The organism is Curtobacterium flaccumfaciens, assembly GCF_004361695.1.
GTDB lineage: Bacteria > Actinomycetota > Actinomycetes > Actinomycetales > Microbacteriaceae > Curtobacterium > Curtobacterium flaccumfaciens_B.
This window is the reverse complement of the sequence record NZ_SNVW01000008.1, coordinates 87,991-102,097: the sequence shown is the minus strand read 5'-3', so window position 1 is coordinate 102,097 and position 14,107 is coordinate 87,991. Positions and strand designations below refer to the sequence as shown.

The window sequence follows — 14,107 nt, the reverse complement described above, 5'->3', positions numbered from 1 at the left end:
ACCATACCGGCGGGTACGGTGTTGCTCCGATCAGCGACCCGCCGCCGCGGCCTGGAGCGCGGGGATGTCGAGCTTCGACATCTGCAGCATCGCCTGGAAGACGCGCGCGTTCGCCTCGGGGTCACCCGAGCCGGTCATCAGTTCGCCCATCATCGACGGGGTGACCTGCCACGCCACTCCCCAGCGGTCGAACAACCAGCCGCACATGCTCGGTCGGCCACCGTCGGCGAGGAGCGCGTCCCAGATGCGGTCCAGCTCGTCCTGCGTGTCGACGTCGACCTGGAACGACACGGCGTCGGAGTGCTCGTGACCGGGCCCACCGTTCATCGCGCGGTACCCACGGCCGAGCAGCGTGAACTCGACGACGAGGGTCTGCCCGTCAGGGGCCTTGGCGACACTGTCGATCCGGCTGTCGGGGAACAGCGAGACGTAGTGCTCGGCCGCGTGTTCGGCCTGGTCGTCGTACCAGAGGAACGGGGTGATCGACGGCATCGTCGGCGCCTTCCGGGAGGGGCTCAGTCCGCAGCGCTGCGGACGAGCAGGTCGGACTTCTCGGGGTGTTCGTCGAACCACTTGCCGACGAACCAGCACATCGGGACGACGCGCTTGGTGGAGTTGGCCTCGACGTCGGCGACGGCGAAGTCGACGAGCTCGGCGGCGTAGCCGTGCCCGCGGTGCTTCGGGACCGTGTAGGTGTGCGGGAACGCGATCGCGTCGCCGTTCACCCGGTAGTCGAGGACGCTGACGAGTTCGCCGCCGACGTACATGGCGTAGCGGTCCTGGTCGGCTTCGTCGCGGAACTCGTGGTCCATGCCGCCATCATGCACCGCCGGGCGGCCTCGTGCCGCTCGGGAATGCGTTCTGCACCATCGCGTTGCAGCACACCATGACGACCATCGGCATCATCGGCGCAGGCAACATCGGATCCCAGCTCGCACGGCTCGCGGTGCAGCACGGTCACCAGGTGGTGATCGCCAACTCACGCGGGCCGGAGACGCTCACCGAGCTGGTCGACGAGCTCAACACGCTCGGCGGCAGCACCGGCAGCACCGGCAGCACCGGCAGCACCGGCAGCACCGGCACGCCCGCTCGTGCGGCAACGCGTGGCGAGGCGGCGGCCGCCGGGGAGATCGTCGTCGTGACGACCCCGCTCGCCGCCATCGAGACGATCCCCGTCGAGCCCCTCGTCGGCAAGGTCGTCATCGACACCAACAACTACTACTCCGAACGCGACGGCCACATCGCCGCGCTCGACGACGAGACCACCACGACGGCGGAGTTGCTGCAGGACCGCCTCGTCGGTGCCCGGGTCGTGAAGGCGTTCAACCACATCGGCGCCGCGGACCTCACCGGCCACGCCACCCCGGCCGGCACCCCGGACCGCCGTGCCCTCGTGGTCGCGGGCGACGACGCCGAGGCGAAGCGCGTCGTGACGGACCTCATCGACGCGTTCGGCTTCGACGTGGTCGACGCCGGGCCCCTCGCCGAGGGCTGGCGCATCCAGCGCGACACCCCCGGGTACGGCCCGCGCCTGACCGCCGACGAGCTGCGCACCGCGCTGACCCAGGCGGAGCGCACCCGCGCGTAGGCCCCGCCCCGCGCGTGGCCGCGCCCCGTGCGTGGCCGCGCCCCGCCCGCGTCGCGCCCCGCACGCGCCGCGCCGACCGCCGCCCCGCCCGCGCCGGGCCCCGCCCCGAACGCGCCGCACCGACCGCCGGCCCGCTCACGCCCCGTCGAAGATCACCGTCAGCTCGGCGAGGTCATCTTCTGACGGCGTCCACGCCGTGCCGGCCTCGACGTTCTGCACGATCTGCTCGGGCTTCGTCGCACCCGCGATGACGCTCGACAGCCCGGGCTGCGCCAGCAACCACGCGAAGGTCGCCTGCAGCATCGTGACGCCGCGGTCGTCGCAGAACCGCTGGAACTCCTCGACGATCGCCCACGGCGCGTCCGCCAGCAGCTGCGGCTTCGCCTTCGTCAGTCGCCCGTCGGACGGTCCCCCGCCGGACTGCGTGTACTTGCCGGTGAGCAGCCCGTTGTAGAGCGGGAAGTACGGCAGGAACCCGAGGGCGTAGGCGCGCACGGCCGGCAGGACCTCGTCCTCGACGCTGCGGGCGAGCGGGCTGTACTCGTTCTGCGCGGACACGAACGCCGTCGTGCCGGCGATCGAGGCGGTGAGCTCGGCCTCGGCGATCTGCCACCCGGCGAAGTTCGAGTGCCCGATGTAGCGGATCTTGCCCTCGCGGACGAGGTCGTCGAGCACGGACAGCGTCTCCTCGATCGAGGTCACGTCGTCCGGTCGGTGCATCTGGTACAGGTCGATCCAGTCGGTGCCGAGGCGCTTGAGCGAGGACTCGACGGCGAGCCGCACGTACCGCCGCGAGCCGCGGACGCCCCAGTCCGGCCCGTTGACGCCCTGCATGTCGAGCCCGAACTTCGTGGCGAGGACGACCTCGTCGCGGCGGCCGGCGATCGACTTGCCGAGCATCTCCTCGGACAGGCCCGGCCGCCCGCCATAGACGTCGGCGGTGTCGAAGAGGGTGACGCCGGCGTCGAGGGCAGCGTTGACCACGGCGTCCGTGCCCTCCTGCGACTCGGTCAGCGTTCCGGGTCGGCCGAAGTTGTTGCAGCCGATGCCGACGGTGGAGACGACGAGCCCAGAGGGCCCGAGCGGACGGTGTTCGATTCCGGTCATGCTCCGACCGTACCGGCGACCCCGGAACTGGGGCTGCGCCGTGCGCACCGGTTGCCGTTAGAACTGACGATGGATCAGCCTACGGAGGGAGTGCCGGAGTGGCATCGCATCGCCTGCCTGACGAGGAACGACCGCGTCGCGCGGTCCCCGCCTGGGTCACGGCTCCCCCCGAGGACCGCTCAGCCGCGTCCGCTGCGGACCGCTCGTCGGACCCCGGCCTGGAGGCACGCCCCACCCCCGCCGCGTCGGCCCCGGCTCCGGAGACGGCCGGCTCCGAGACCGCGTTCCCGGCACCGCAGTCCGCCCCGGCACCCGGTACGGGCTCCGTCGCGCACGGTTCCATCGAGCGCGGTGGCGTCGAGCACGCATCCGTCGGGCACGGCCTCGTCGCGGAGGGCCTCGTCGTGCCGGACTACCCGCCGCAGGAGGCGCTCCTGCCGCCGGCCCCGACCTCGCCGTCCGTGCACACCGTGCCGTTCGACCGTGCACTCGCCGCACCGGCCCCGGTCTCGCCGATCGACGCCGCCCCGCTGGCCCGCACGTACCCCGCGGTCCCCGTCGTCGGGCAGCCCCGCTTCTCGGTCCCCGGACTCGAGCACGTCGTCGTGGAGGGCACGGAACCGGAGCAGGTCGGCCCCATCGGCTACCGCACCCCCGCCCGCTTCGCGCACCACCGCCCCGCGGCGACCACGCCGGCGCCCGTCTCCGAGCCGACGCGGTCCTTCGACGCCGTCATCGCGCCGCCGACCCCGAGCACCGCCGCGGAGGCACGCACCGCCCTCCCCGCCACGACGCCGATCACGACCGGCGCCACCCGCGCGCCCGGAGCCTCCGCGACCGGGCCGACCACCTCGACCGCGACCGCACCGGCCACCCGGGTGAGCAGGTCCGACGGAGGCGAGCCGCGCCTCCAGGCCGACGACACCGACCGGAACCGCGCCGACCGGAGCGACGCACCGGGCGAGACCGGTGCCCCTGCGCGTCGGCCGGCCGTCGGTGCGACGCCGGGAGCGCTCCTCGGTGCCGTCGCCGGTCTCGTGACGCTCGGACTCGCGGCGTGGTGGTTCACCGCTCCGGCGACCGTGCACGGCGTCGGTGTGGCGCTCGGCGCGATCGCGCTCCTGCTGTCGATCGTGACGCTGCGGAACCCGGCGACCACGTGGCAGCGGCCGATCGCGCTGCTCGGTGCGGTGCTCGGCGGGGTCGGCACGCTCGGGCTGCTGTGGGCGGTCGCCGCGGCGCTGCTGCCGATGGCGGGCGTGACGCTGCCGGACCTCACGGGGACGGGCGCGACGCCGACGCTCGTGCCGTAGCGCGCTCAGACCGCGCGGACGACCCCGCGCGACAGGATCGCGTTCGTGAGGGCGTCGATCGGTTCCCGCTGCACCGTCGGGTTCGCGATGAGGACGTAGTCGACGGCCGGCAGGTCGGGCAGCGCGAGCCGTTGCGACACCTTCACCAGGTCGGCCGGGATGAGCGAGTGCGGGAACACCGCGACGCCGATCCCCGCCCGCACGGCCGCGAGCACCCCGTTGACGTCGCGCGTGTTGCAGGTGATGCGCCAGGTGCGGCCGGCGGCCTCGAGTGCGTCGATCGCCATCTGCCGGCTGATGCTCGGCGCCTGGTACGCGATGAGGGGCACAGGCTCGCCGGGCTCGAGCGAGATGCCGTCCTGCGCCATCCACACCATCTGGTCGGTCGCGACGCGGGTGCCCTCGGCGGACTCCCCCGCGGTCTGCTTGATGAACACGAGGTCGAGCTGCCCGGCGTGCACGCGGCGGAGGAGCGGTGACGACTGGTTCACGGTCAGCTCGAGGTTCACCTGGGGGTGCAGCCGCCGGAAGTCCCGGAGGATCCGCGGCAGCTGGGTGATGGCGAGGTCGTCGGCCGCGCCGAACCGGAGCCGACCGCGGGTGGCGGCGCCGGAGAAGTACGCGTCGGCGGTGGCGTGCGCCGCGAGGATCGTCCGCGCGAAGCCGGCCATCGCGTCGCCGTTGTCCGTGAGCGCCACGCCCCGGGTGTCCCGCGCGACGAGGGTGCGCGAGACCGCGGTCTCGAGGCGCCGCACGTGCTGGGACACGGTCGGCTGGCTGATGCCGAGGCGCGCCCCGGCCTGCGTGAAGCTGCCGGTCTCGGCGACCGCGAGGAAGGTCTGCAGCAGGACGGGGTCGAGCACGGTGCGCTCCGTTCGTTCTCGGGGTCCCGTCGTTCACGGGGTCCCGTCGTTCGCGGCGGTCCCGCGTCATTCGACTTCGCAATGGACTGATAGCCACCATAGGGGTATCGAATGACTCGTTGTCACGTAGTTTCGTTGGGGTACCACTTCCGCAGCCGACGTCCGGAGATCCCCCACCGTGAGCGCGTCATCGACGACCCTCCCCCCGCCCACCGAACCGCTCCCGATCCAGGCCACCCGACCGCCGTGGCGACACACCCTCATCGCTCTGTCGGTGCCGAACTTCCGGCTCTTCACCGCCACGAACCTCGTCGCCATGACCGCCGGGTGGATGCAGCGCATCGCCCAGGACTGGCTCGTCCTGCAGCTGACCGGGTCGGTCGCGCAGGTCGGCATCACGGTCGCGTGCCAGTTCGCGCCGATGCTGCTGTTCGGGCTCTTCGGCGGGGTGATCGTCGACCGCTTCTCGAAGCGCGCGCTGATGATGATCACGCAGGGGTCGTTCGCGGTGCTGTCGGCGCTGCTCGCGGTCCTCACCCTCGCCGGGGTGGTGCAGGCGTGGCACATCTGGGCGATCGCCTTCGTGGTCGGCATGGTGACCGTGATCGACAACCCGGCGCGCCAGGTGTTCGTCACCGAGATCGTCGGCCACGAGCACCTGCGGAACGCGATCAGCGTCAACTCGTCGGTGTTCCAGCTCGGCGGCATGATCGGCCCGGCGCTCTCCGGCGCTCTGCTCGTCGCGGTCGGAGCGGGCTGGTCGTTCGGGGTGAACGCGATCGCCTGCGTCGCCGTCGTCGTGACGCTCGGCTTCCTGAAGGTGTCCGAGCTGCACCGCACTCCCCCGGCCCCGCGCGGCAAGGGCCAGCTCGTCGAGGGCCTCCGGTACGCCGTCCGGAAGCCGACCATCATCGTGCCGGTGATCCTCGTGGCGTTCTTCTCGGTGTTCGCGCTGACGATGCCGGTGCTGCTGTCCGCCTTCGCGTCACAGGTGTACGACGTCGGCGCGGGCGGGTACGGCGTGTTCAACTCCGCCGTCGCGATCGGCGCCCTCGTCGGCGCGCTGCTCTCCACCCGACGTGCGACCGTCCGGCTCCGCACCATCGTCGGCGGGGTGTTCTGGACGGGGATCCTGCTCGTGGTCTCCGGCTCGATCCCCGCGATCGCCCCGTTCACCGTCGCGCTCGTCGCCGTCGGGATGTCGCAGCTGCTCTTCCAGACCGCGTCGAACTCGCTCGTGCAGCTGTCGTCGAACGTGGCGATCCGCGGTCGCGTGATGTCGCTCTACGTCCTGGTGCTGCTCGGCGGGCAGGCGATCGGCGGGCCCCTCATGGGCCAGGTCGTCGACCACTTCGGGGCCCACGTCGGCATGGTCGTCGCGGGAGGCGTGCCCGCGGCTGCGGCGGCCGTGGTCGGCCTCGTGCTCGCCCGCCGCGGCGGGCTGCACCTGGCGGTGCGGATGCGGCACCACATGCCGGTGCCGTCGATCGTCGGGCACCGCTGACGGCCTGGAGGCACGTGGCGGGCCCGCACCGCGCCTCCAGTCCGCCCGCCGGTCGCGCCCACCGCGTCCGCCGCGCCCCGCACAACCAAAGTCACCCGGAGCCGCGCGCTTGCGCAGTTCCGGGTGACTGTGGTTGTGCGGCCGTCGCCGGCGAGCCTCAGTAGGCGACGCCGAAGCGCGCCTGGTGGTGCGCCGGGGTGATGATCTCGTCGACGAAGGCGAGCGCGAAGTCCTCGCCGGAGATGTCCGAGTTGCCGTCGGCGTCGGTGAGCAGGACCTCGTCGGTCGTGCGGTAGGTGCCGCGACGCTCGCCGGGGTTGTAGCCGCCGAAGGCCGCCGCCGGGCTCACGTAGAACCAGTCGACGTCGGTGCCGCTCGCGCGCAGGGCCTCGAGGATCTGCGCGTGGCTCTTCGCCTCGCCCTTGAAGGCGTCCGGGAAGCCCTCGGTGTCGAACAGGTGCGGGCCGCCCTCGGCGACGAGGAGCGACCCCGCGCCACCGACGATGCCGAGTCGCGCGCCGGCTGCAGCGGCCGCGTCGACGAAGTGCTGGAACTTGTCCTTGAGCTCGCTGCCGTCCGCCTGCACCGCGTGCAGGGCCACGACGATGACGTCGGCGCCCTTCGTGACGTCGGCGACGAAGTCGGCGTCGAACGCGTCGCCCTGCGCGAGGGTGAGGCCCTCGGCAGCGTCGAGCTTCGACGTGTCGCGGGCGACGGCGGTGACGGTGATGCCGCGGGAGAGGGCCTCGCGGGTGATGGCGGAGCCGGCGTAGCCGGTGCCACCGAAGACGACGATGTTGGTCATGGAGCTTCCTTTCGTGGAACGTTGACACTCACCGTACAAGCGTTACTCTCTTTGAGTAAGTAGGCACCTCACAGTGCGTAACGGAGGATCCATGTCAGCGCTCGAGTACAGCCCCTACGCCGCGGAGTGCCCCTCACGCCAACTGCTCGACCGCATCGGCGACCGGTGGAGCGTCCTGACGATCGGCACCCTCGCCGACGGTCCGGCACGCTACTCGGCGATCGCGCACCGCGTGCAGGGCGTCTCGCAGAAGATGCTCACGCAGACGCTGCGGGCGCTCGAGCGCGACGGACTCGTCACCCGCACGGTGTTCCCCGAGATCCCGCCGCACGTCGAGTACGAGCTCACCGACCGGGGCCGTTCGCTCCGTGCCGTGCTCGAGCCGCTCGAGGACTGGGCGACCTCCCACATGGACGAGGTCGCGGTCTCACGCGGGGAGTACGACGCACGCTGAGCACCGGCCGGAATCCGTGGTGGGGCCGCGTGGTTGCCTGGGGACATGCGATCAGTCGTCTACACAACGCCCGGTGACTCGTCCGTCCTCGAACTCGTCGACCGCGACGTGCCGGAGCCCGGCCCCGGAGAGGTCCGCGTCCGCGTCGTCGTCTCCGGCGTGAACCCCACGGACTGGAAGGCCCGAGCGGGCGGCACGTACGGTGACGGGCTGCCGTTCCCGGAGATCACCCCGAACCAGGACGGTGCCGGCGTGGTCGACGCGCTCGGCGACGGCGTCGACGGACTCGCCGTCGGCGACCACGTCTGGCTCTTCATGGCCGCCGCGAGCCGCCCCACGGGCACCGCGCAGGAGTACACCGTCGTGCCGGCCGCCCGCGCCGTGCCACTGCCGGACGGGACGAGCTTCGACGTCGGCGCCTCGCTCGGCGTGCCGGCGATGACCGCGCACCGCGCCCTCACCACCCACGAGGACGGCCCCGCGCGGCTCTCCCCCGGGGCCCTCGCCGGCAAGCAGGTCCTGGTCGCCGGCGGCGCCGGAGCCGTCGGGCACGCCGCGATCCAGCTCGCACGCTGGGCGGGCGCGACCGTGACCACGACGATCAGCTCCGACGAGAAGGCCGCCCTGGCGACGGCCGCGGGCGCGCACCACACGGTGAACTACCGGTCGGAGGACGCCGCGGCACGCATCCGCGAGATCGCCCCGGACGGCGTCGACATCGTCGTCGAGGTGTCGATCCCGCAGAACGCCGGGCTCGTCGCGGACGTGCTGGCGAACCACGGCGTCGTCTCGATCTACGCGAACAACGGCGGGGACGACGCGACGCTGCCGATCCGCCCGAACATGAGCGTGAACGCGCGCTACCAGTTCCTGCTGCTGTACACGATCGGCGACCAGGCGCTCTCCGCCGCCGCCGAGGACGTCACCGCGGCACTGCGCGACGGCGCCCTGCCGGTGGGCGAGGACGCCGGGTTGCCGCTCGTGCGGTTCGGGCTCGAGGACACCGCTGCCGCGCACGACGCCGTCGAGGGCGACGCCGTGGGCAAGGTGCTCATCGACGTCGCTCCCGCCGGGTAGCGCGGGCGGACGGTGGCCAGGTCAGCGACGCTGGCGGGCCGCGATCCGTTCGGCGACGCGCACGCGTGCCTCGACGAGCTCGCGCTCGAGGTTGGCAGCGATGACGTCGAGGTCTTCGTAGTCGGCGTCGGTGGTGTCGTCGGTCCAGTTCGGGGTGTACACCCGTGAACGTCCGAAGGGCCTCGGTTCGGGGGTCACGATGGTCATGGGGGGATCGTACGTCGAGCGTCCGACAAATCGTGTGAGCATCACGGGCCTTTCCGAGAGTCGCGGTCCCGTTCCGGGGACGCGTAGGTGAGGGAGAACGCGACCGCCATGAACGCCGCGACGACGGCCACGTTCTTCGCGTCGAGATCGGTGAACGCATCGGGAGCCGGGGAGTCGACGGTGAGCATGCCGAACGAGTACTCGTGCGACCGGATGACGACGGAGACGTACGACCGGTACCGAGGCTCGAAGCCCGGCAGGTCCTGGTCGACGTCGACGTCCGCCGCACGGTCGCCGACGATCCTGGGTGCACCGCCGACGAGCACCCAGTCGAGGTTGCGGTCGCCGTACGGCGTGCCCGCGCGGAAGACCCCGGCGGTGTCGCCCGCTCCGCCGTGACCGATCGGTTCGAGCGCGTGCAGGTCCGCCGAGAGCTGGTACACGTTGGCGCGGACGTCGGGGACCTTGGGGAGCAGGTAGAAGGCGAGGGCCACCGCGACCCGGTCCGCGAACGCCGGCAGTTCGCTCCGCCGGTCACGTCGCCGGAGTTCGGTGAACCGGACGAGCCGGGTGGCGAGCTGGCCGAACGCGTACCGGATCGCGGTCCCCTGCTCGAGCTCGACCGCCGCGGAGTCGTCCTCTGCAGCGGTCCGTGACGCCTCGGCACGGCGAGCGCGCGCGATCTGCACGAGCACCGCGGCGACGAGGACGACGAGCCCGAACACGACGAGCGACACCCGCACCGCCGAGGTCGCGACGAGGTTCGGCAGCTGGAACGCCGCGGTGGGCGCAGCGGCCACCACGATCGGCCACACCACCGCGCCGATGCGCCCGGCACGTGTCCGGCGTCGTTCCTGTTGCTGCCCCATGCCTCGACGGTAGGGGCTGCCACCGACGAGGACGGAGTTGTCCACAGGGTGACGTCTGTTGTCCTCCGCAACGCCGACTTGCCCCCCGAACAGGGGGCGCGCACGATCTGTCCATGAAGCAGCGACAGAACCTCAAGGCCCTCGCCTTCACCGCGACGGCAGCCCTCACCCTGCTCGGCGGTGCCCTCGGCGCCACCACCGCGAACGCCGCCACCGCCTCGCCGCAGGTCATCGGCGGCGAGCAGGCGCCGAACACCCCGTGGGAGGTGCAGCTCGTCTTCCAGCAGGGCGGCACCGGCACGTACGGGTGCACCGGCGAGCAGCTCAACGCGTCGTGGGTGCTCACCGCCGAGCACTGCGTCGACGGCACCACCGCGATGAACGTGTACCACTCGAACAGCACCACGAACCGGGGTGCCGCGACCGCCGCGGACCGCCTGTACTCCGCACCGTCCGGCGACATCGCGCTCGTGCACCTCCGCACGCCGAAGACCCTCGCCTCGTACGCGCAGCTCGACCTCGGGTACGCCCCGCGTTCCTCCGGTACGGGCACGATCATGGGCTACGGCAACCGCGCGGACAGCGTCCCGACCACGGGGCTGTACCAGGCGAGCGTGAGCCTGACGGGCGGGTCGACGGACGCGTACGGCGGGGTCGCCCAGCACGTCACCGGGGTGTCGGGAGCGTCGAACCACGGCGACTCCGGTGGCCCGCTCGTGGTGGGCGGCAAGGTCGTCGGCGTCTGCTCGACGGGTGACGTCGCCGACCCGGGAGCGAACACGCACGCCGGCTCGAACTACGCCGTCCTCGCCCAGAGCGCGGCCTGGATCCGCTCCACCGCCAGCGTCTGACGCCCCGCTCCCGCGCGAAGAAGGTCGTTCCGCGCGTAGGAGGTCGTTCCGCGCGAAGGACGTCGTTCCGCGCATAGGAGGTCGGAAGTTCCGACCTCCTATGCGCGATTCGACCTCCCATCGCGAGCGCGATGGGACGTTCCGACCGTCGGCCTGGAGGCGCGTGGCGGCGCCGCCACGCGCCTCCAGGCCGACGCCGGTCGCCACCACGGCGTCACCGCAGCCTGGTAAGCAGGACGCATGACCGACGTCTCCACGCCCGCGCCCGGAACCAGAGCACTCGTCCTCGGAGGTGGCGGCGTCGCCGGCATCGCCTGGGAACTCGGGGTGCTCACCGCGCTCCAGGAGGCCGGGGTCGACCTCGACGCCGCCGATCTGGTGGTCGGCACCAGCGCCGGCAGCGTCGTCGGCACGTTCGTCCGCCACGGCGGCGTGCAGCAGGCGTACGACCAGCAGCACGCGCCCGTCCCGACCACCTACGAGGAGCCCGTCGCGATCGACGGCGAGGACTTCCAGCAGCGCATCGGGGCCGTGCTCGAGGGGGCGACCTCCGAGCAGGACGCCCGTGCGCGACTCGGGCTCCTCGCGCAGCAGACCACCACGGGCCAGACCGACGACGAGCGCGTGGCGACGTTCACCGAGACCCTGCCGTCGACGGAGTGGCCCGGGAAGCCGCTCGCCCTGACCACGATCGACGCGACCGACGGCACGTTCCGGGTCCTCACGGCTGCCGACGGTGTGCCGCTCGCCCGTGCCGTGGCGGCGAGCTGCTCGGTGCCGCTCGTGTGGTCGCCCGTCGGGCTCGAAGGGCGGCCGTACTACGACGGCGGCCTGCGCTCCGCGACGAACTCCGACGTGGCCGCCGGGTACGAGCGCGTCCTCGTGATCGCCTGCGGACCGGAGGGGCCGTCGCCGCTCGGACCGTGGCTGGACATCGCGGTCGAGGGGCTGCGGGCGGGCGGCAGCTCGGTCGAGGTCGTCGTGGCGGACAGCACCGCGCAGCAGGCGTTCGGCGCGAACTCGCTGTCGCTCGCGACCCAGGCGCCGTCGGCGGAGGCCGGGCACACCCAGGGCCGCGCGGTCGCCGAGGGGATCGCTGCGTTCTGGGCGTGAGCGTGCGCGTGCGCGGGCGTGCGCGCGGGTGCGCATGCATGCGTGCGTACGGGTGCGCGTGCGTGCGCGTGCGTTTGCGCGGGCACGCCTGTCTGGCGTGTTCGTTGCGGGAGTTGTCCACAGGACCGGGCGTGACGGTCCCGGTGTCCGGGCGCGCCGATAGCGTGGGGGCATGACGACGCCGTTCTCCGATCTCGACCAGTTCACCGCCCTGCCCCGGGTCGACGGCATCGCCGTCAGCCCGGACGGCTCCCGCGTCGCCCTGACGGTCAGCGTGCTCGACGCCGACGGCACCGGGTACCGCCGGTCGATCTGGGCCGTGCCCGGCACCGACAACGGGACGCCCGTCCGTCTGACCCGGTCGGTCAAGGGCGAAGGCGGCGTCTCGTTCACGCGCCACGGCGACCTGCTCTTCGTCTCCGGACGCCCCGACGGCGAGGGCGACGAGGACACCGACGCGCCGCAGCTCTGGGTCCTGCCCGCGGCCGGCGGCGAGGCCCGTCCGGTCACGCGGTTCACGGGTGGCATCGGCGGCGTGCTCGGCACCGCGACCGCGGCGGACACGGTCGCCGTGACCGCCGCGCTCCTGCCCGGCGCCGGCACCGACCGCACCGGCGTGGTCACTGCCGACGCCGAACTCCGCGGCCGCCGCAAGGACCGGAAGGTGCAGGCGATCCTGCACGAGACCTACCCCGTCCGCTACTGGGACCACGACCTCGGCCCCGACGAGACCCACGTCCTGACGCTGGACCTCGCCACCCTGCGCGAGGCCGACACGACGCCCGCGCTCTCCGACGACGGCCCCGACGGCGACACGAAGCCCGCCTACCCGGCGCACCTCCCCGCGCCCGTCGACCTCACGCCGGCACCGGCGCGCTCCCTCGAGCACGTCTCCGGCGCGGTCGCCCCCGATGGCTCGGTGGTCGTCGCGACGGTCGCCGTCCAGGAGGCCCGTGGTGCGCGCTCGACGATCGTCGCCTTCGACGTCGCGAGCGGCCAGGGCACGGTGCTGTTCAGCGACGACGCCGTCGACCACGAGACGCCCACCCTGAGCCACGACGGGCGCACGCTCGCGTGGATCCGGACGCCGCGGTTCACGCCGCAGGGCGCGACGCAGCAGGAGATCTGGGTCGCCGACCTCGACGGCACCTCGGTGTCCGGTGCGCGCCGCATCGCGACCGACTGGGACCGCTGGCCGAACGAGCTCGTGTTCGCCCACGGCGACGGCGCGATCCTCGCGACGGCCGACCAGGACGGCCGGGCACCGGTCTTCAGCATCCCCGTCGACGGCGGCGCCGTCGAGCAGCTGACCCACGACGACTGGGCGTACTCGAGCCTGCGCGTGGCGGAGGAGACGGGCGCGGTCGTGGCGCTCCGTGCCTCCTGGCAGGCCCCGCTGCACCCAGTCCGCATCGCGACGGACGGCGCGGTGACCCCGCTCGCCACGCCGGCTGCCCTGCCGGAGGTCCCCGGTCGCCTCGAAGAGGTCTCGGCCACGGCCGCGGACGGCTCCCGTGTTCGAGGCTGGCTCGTCCTGCCCGACGGCGAGGGGCCGCACCCGCTGCTCCTCTGGATCCACGGCGGACCGCTCAACTCGTGGAACCAGTGGTCGTGGCGCTGGAACCCGCAGCTCGCCGCGGCCCGCGGGTACGCCGTGCTGCTGCCGGACCCCGCGCTGTCCACCGGGTACGGGCTGGACTTCATCAACCGCGGGTGGAACGCCTGGGGGCAGGCGCCCTACACCGACCTGTTGTCGATCACCGACGCCGTGGTCGAGCGGGCGGACATCGACGAGACCCGGACGGCCGCGATGGGCGGGTCGTTCGGCGGGTACATGTCGAACTGGGTCGCCGGGCACACCGACCGGTTCCGCGCCGTGGTCACGCACGCCAGCCTCTGGGCACTCGACCAGTTCAACGGCACCACGGACATGTCGCAGTACTGGCAGTCGATCTTCGACGAGCAGGGGCTGCACGAGAACGACCCGCACCGGTTCGTCGCGGACATCACCGCACCGATGCTCGTGATCCACGGCGACAAGGACTACCGGGTGCCGATCGGCGAGGGTCTGCGGCTCTGGTCCGAGCTGGCCGAGCACCACGCGGCGGCCGACGGCACCATGCCGCACCGGTTCCTGTACTTCCCGGACGAGAACCACTGGGTGCTGAAGCCGCAGCACGCCGTGGTCTGGTACGAGACGGTGTTCGCGTTCCTGGCGCAGCACGTGCTCGGCGAGGAGTGGAAGCGGCCGGAGTTGCTGGGGTAGAGGCTGCGCCGGGCGTCGGGCCCGTCGGGCGTCCGTCGACCCGGAACGACAATGTCGACGTCGTACGACATCGGCGTCGTCGTTCCGGGT

At 72.6% G+C, this 14,107-nt stretch carries 15 protein-coding genes; 8 read left to right on the top strand and 7 right to left on the bottom strand.

Features of this window, described 5'->3' with window-relative positions; genetic code table 11:
* Positions 1 to 30 precede the first annotated feature (30 nt).
* Both EDF64_RS12305 and EDF64_RS12300 read right to left on the bottom strand, forming a co-directional pair.
* On the bottom strand, positions 31 to 492 hold the full coding sequence (locus tag EDF64_RS12305) for a VOC family protein (RefSeq protein ID WP_133520286.1): 462 nt from the start codon (positions 490 to 492) through the stop codon (positions 31 to 33).
* Between the two features lie 23 nt (positions 493 to 515).
* Positions 516 to 812, bottom strand: coding sequence for a GNAT family N-acetyltransferase (locus EDF64_RS12300; protein WP_133520285.1), 297 nt, complete (start codon positions 810 to 812; stop codon positions 516 to 518).
* 74 nt (positions 813 to 886) lie between these two features.
* On the opposite strand from EDF64_RS12300, the gene EDF64_RS12295 reads away from it, so the two are divergent.
* Positions 887 to 1,588 carry an NADPH-dependent F420 reductase gene (locus EDF64_RS12295; protein ID WP_133520284.1) on the top strand — a complete coding sequence of 234 codons (702 nt, stop codon included), beginning with the start codon at positions 887 to 889 and terminating at the stop codon, positions 1,586 to 1,588.
* 135 nt (positions 1,589 to 1,723) lie between these two features.
* Here EDF64_RS12295 and EDF64_RS12290 read toward each other — a convergent pair whose 3' ends face one another.
* Positions 1,724 to 2,695: an aldo/keto reductase gene (locus EDF64_RS12290; protein WP_133520283.1), complete on the bottom strand. Its 972-nt coding sequence runs from the start codon at positions 2,693 to 2,695 to the stop codon at positions 1,724 to 1,726.
* A gap of 98 nt (positions 2,696 to 2,793) precedes the next feature.
* Between EDF64_RS12290 and EDF64_RS12285 the strand changes: the two genes are divergently transcribed.
* The gene (locus EDF64_RS12285) at positions 2,794 to 4,008 is read left to right on the top strand and encodes a hypothetical protein (RefSeq protein WP_133520282.1); all 1,215 of its coding nucleotides are present in this window, start codon (positions 2,794 to 2,796) and stop codon (positions 4,006 to 4,008) included.
* Between the two features lie 5 nt (positions 4,009 to 4,013).
* Here EDF64_RS12285 and EDF64_RS12280 read toward each other — a convergent pair whose 3' ends face one another.
* Positions 4,014 to 4,871 carry a LysR substrate-binding domain-containing protein gene (locus EDF64_RS12280; protein ID WP_071292805.1) on the bottom strand — a complete coding sequence of 286 codons (858 nt, stop codon included), beginning with the start codon at positions 4,869 to 4,871 and terminating at the stop codon, positions 4,014 to 4,016.
* Between the two features lie 178 nt (positions 4,872 to 5,049).
* Here EDF64_RS12280 and EDF64_RS12275 point away from each other — a divergent pair, with 178 nt between their 5' ends.
* Complete coding sequence (locus tag EDF64_RS12275; protein WP_133520281.1) at positions 5,050 to 6,375, top strand: MFS transporter; 1,326 nt, start codon at positions 5,050 to 5,052, stop codon at positions 6,373 to 6,375.
* A 157-nt stretch (positions 6,376 to 6,532) separates the two neighbouring features.
* Here EDF64_RS12275 and EDF64_RS12270 read toward each other — a convergent pair whose 3' ends face one another.
* Positions 6,533 to 7,180, bottom strand: coding sequence for an NAD(P)-dependent oxidoreductase (locus tag EDF64_RS12270; protein WP_133520280.1), 648 nt, complete (start codon positions 7,178 to 7,180; stop codon positions 6,533 to 6,535).
* Positions 7,181 to 7,271: 91 nt separating this feature from the next.
* Here EDF64_RS12270 and EDF64_RS12265 point away from each other — a divergent pair, with 91 nt between their 5' ends.
* Together EDF64_RS12265 and EDF64_RS12260 are read left to right on the top strand one after the other, a co-directional pair.
* The gene (locus EDF64_RS12265) at positions 7,272 to 7,634 is read left to right on the top strand and encodes a winged helix-turn-helix transcriptional regulator (RefSeq protein ID WP_133520279.1); all 363 of its coding nucleotides are present in this window, start codon (positions 7,272 to 7,274) and stop codon (positions 7,632 to 7,634) included.
* Between the two features lie 45 nt (positions 7,635 to 7,679).
* Positions 7,680 to 8,711, top strand: coding sequence for an NADPH:quinone reductase (locus EDF64_RS12260; protein WP_133520278.1), 1,032 nt, complete (start codon positions 7,680 to 7,682; stop codon positions 8,709 to 8,711).
* Between the two features lie 21 nt (positions 8,712 to 8,732).
* On the opposite strand, the gene EDF64_RS12255 is transcribed toward EDF64_RS12260, so the two are convergent.
* Positions 8,733 to 8,918 (bottom strand): hypothetical protein, encoded by a 186-nt coding sequence (locus EDF64_RS12255; protein ID WP_133520277.1) that lies wholly within the window; start codon positions 8,916 to 8,918, stop codon positions 8,733 to 8,735.
* Between the two features lie 41 nt (positions 8,919 to 8,959).
* Entirely contained in the window at positions 8,960 to 9,787 is an 828-nt protein-coding gene (locus tag EDF64_RS12250; RefSeq protein WP_133520276.1) for a GAF domain-containing protein, read from the bottom strand.
* A 113-nt stretch (positions 9,788 to 9,900) separates the two neighbouring features.
* Between EDF64_RS12250 and EDF64_RS12245 the strand changes: the two genes are divergently transcribed.
* The 3 genes from EDF64_RS12245 (at position 9,901) to EDF64_RS12235 (ending at position 14,017) form a co-directional block, all read left to right on the top strand.
* Entirely contained in the window at positions 9,901 to 10,638 is a 738-nt protein-coding gene (locus EDF64_RS12245; RefSeq protein ID WP_133520275.1) for a trypsin-like serine protease, read from the top strand.
* Positions 10,639 to 10,878: 240 nt separating this feature from the next.
* A complete protein-coding gene (locus EDF64_RS12240) occupies positions 10,879 to 11,751 on the top strand; it encodes a patatin-like phospholipase family protein (RefSeq protein ID WP_133520274.1) in 873 nt (290 codons plus the stop codon).
* A 172-nt stretch (positions 11,752 to 11,923) separates the two neighbouring features.
* A complete protein-coding gene (locus EDF64_RS12235; RefSeq protein WP_133520273.1) occupies positions 11,924 to 14,017 on the top strand; it encodes a S9 family peptidase in 2,094 nt (697 codons plus the stop codon).
* Positions 14,018 to 14,107 lie beyond the last annotated feature (90 nt).

Coding starts and splice junctions, on each gene's coding strand:
- EDF64_RS12300 (WP_133520285.1), bottom strand. CDS start 812: ATGGACCACGAGTTCCGCGACGAAGCCGACCAGGACCGCTACGCCATG.
- EDF64_RS12290 (WP_133520283.1), bottom strand. CDS start 2,695: ATGACCGGAATCGAACACCGTCCGCTCGGGCCCTCTGGGCTCGTCGTC.
- EDF64_RS12255 (WP_133520277.1), bottom strand. CDS start 8,918: ATGACCATCGTGACCCCCGAACCGAGGCCCTTCGGACGTTCACGGGTG.
- EDF64_RS12270 (WP_133520280.1), bottom strand. CDS start 7,180: ATGACCAACATCGTCGTCTTCGGTGGCACCGGCTACGCCGGCTCCGCC.
- EDF64_RS12260 (WP_133520278.1), top strand. CDS start 7,680: ATGCGATCAGTCGTCTACACAACGCCCGGTGACTCGTCCGTCCTCGAA.
- EDF64_RS12305 (WP_133520286.1), bottom strand. CDS start 492: ATGCCGTCGATCACCCCGTTCCTCTGGTACGACGACCAGGCCGAACAC.
- EDF64_RS12245 (WP_133520275.1), top strand. CDS start 9,901: ATGAAGCAGCGACAGAACCTCAAGGCCCTCGCCTTCACCGCGACGGCA.
- EDF64_RS12240 (WP_133520274.1), top strand. CDS start 10,879: ATGACCGACGTCTCCACGCCCGCGCCCGGAACCAGAGCACTCGTCCTC.
- EDF64_RS12250 (WP_133520276.1), bottom strand. CDS start 9,787: ATGGGGCAGCAACAGGAACGACGCCGGACACGTGCCGGGCGCATCGGC.
- EDF64_RS12235 (WP_133520273.1), top strand. CDS start 11,924: ATGACGACGCCGTTCTCCGATCTCGACCAGTTCACCGCCCTGCCCCGG.
- EDF64_RS12295 (WP_133520284.1), top strand. CDS start 887: ATGACGACCATCGGCATCATCGGCGCAGGCAACATCGGATCCCAGCTC.
- EDF64_RS12265 (WP_133520279.1), top strand. CDS start 7,272: ATGTCAGCGCTCGAGTACAGCCCCTACGCCGCGGAGTGCCCCTCACGC.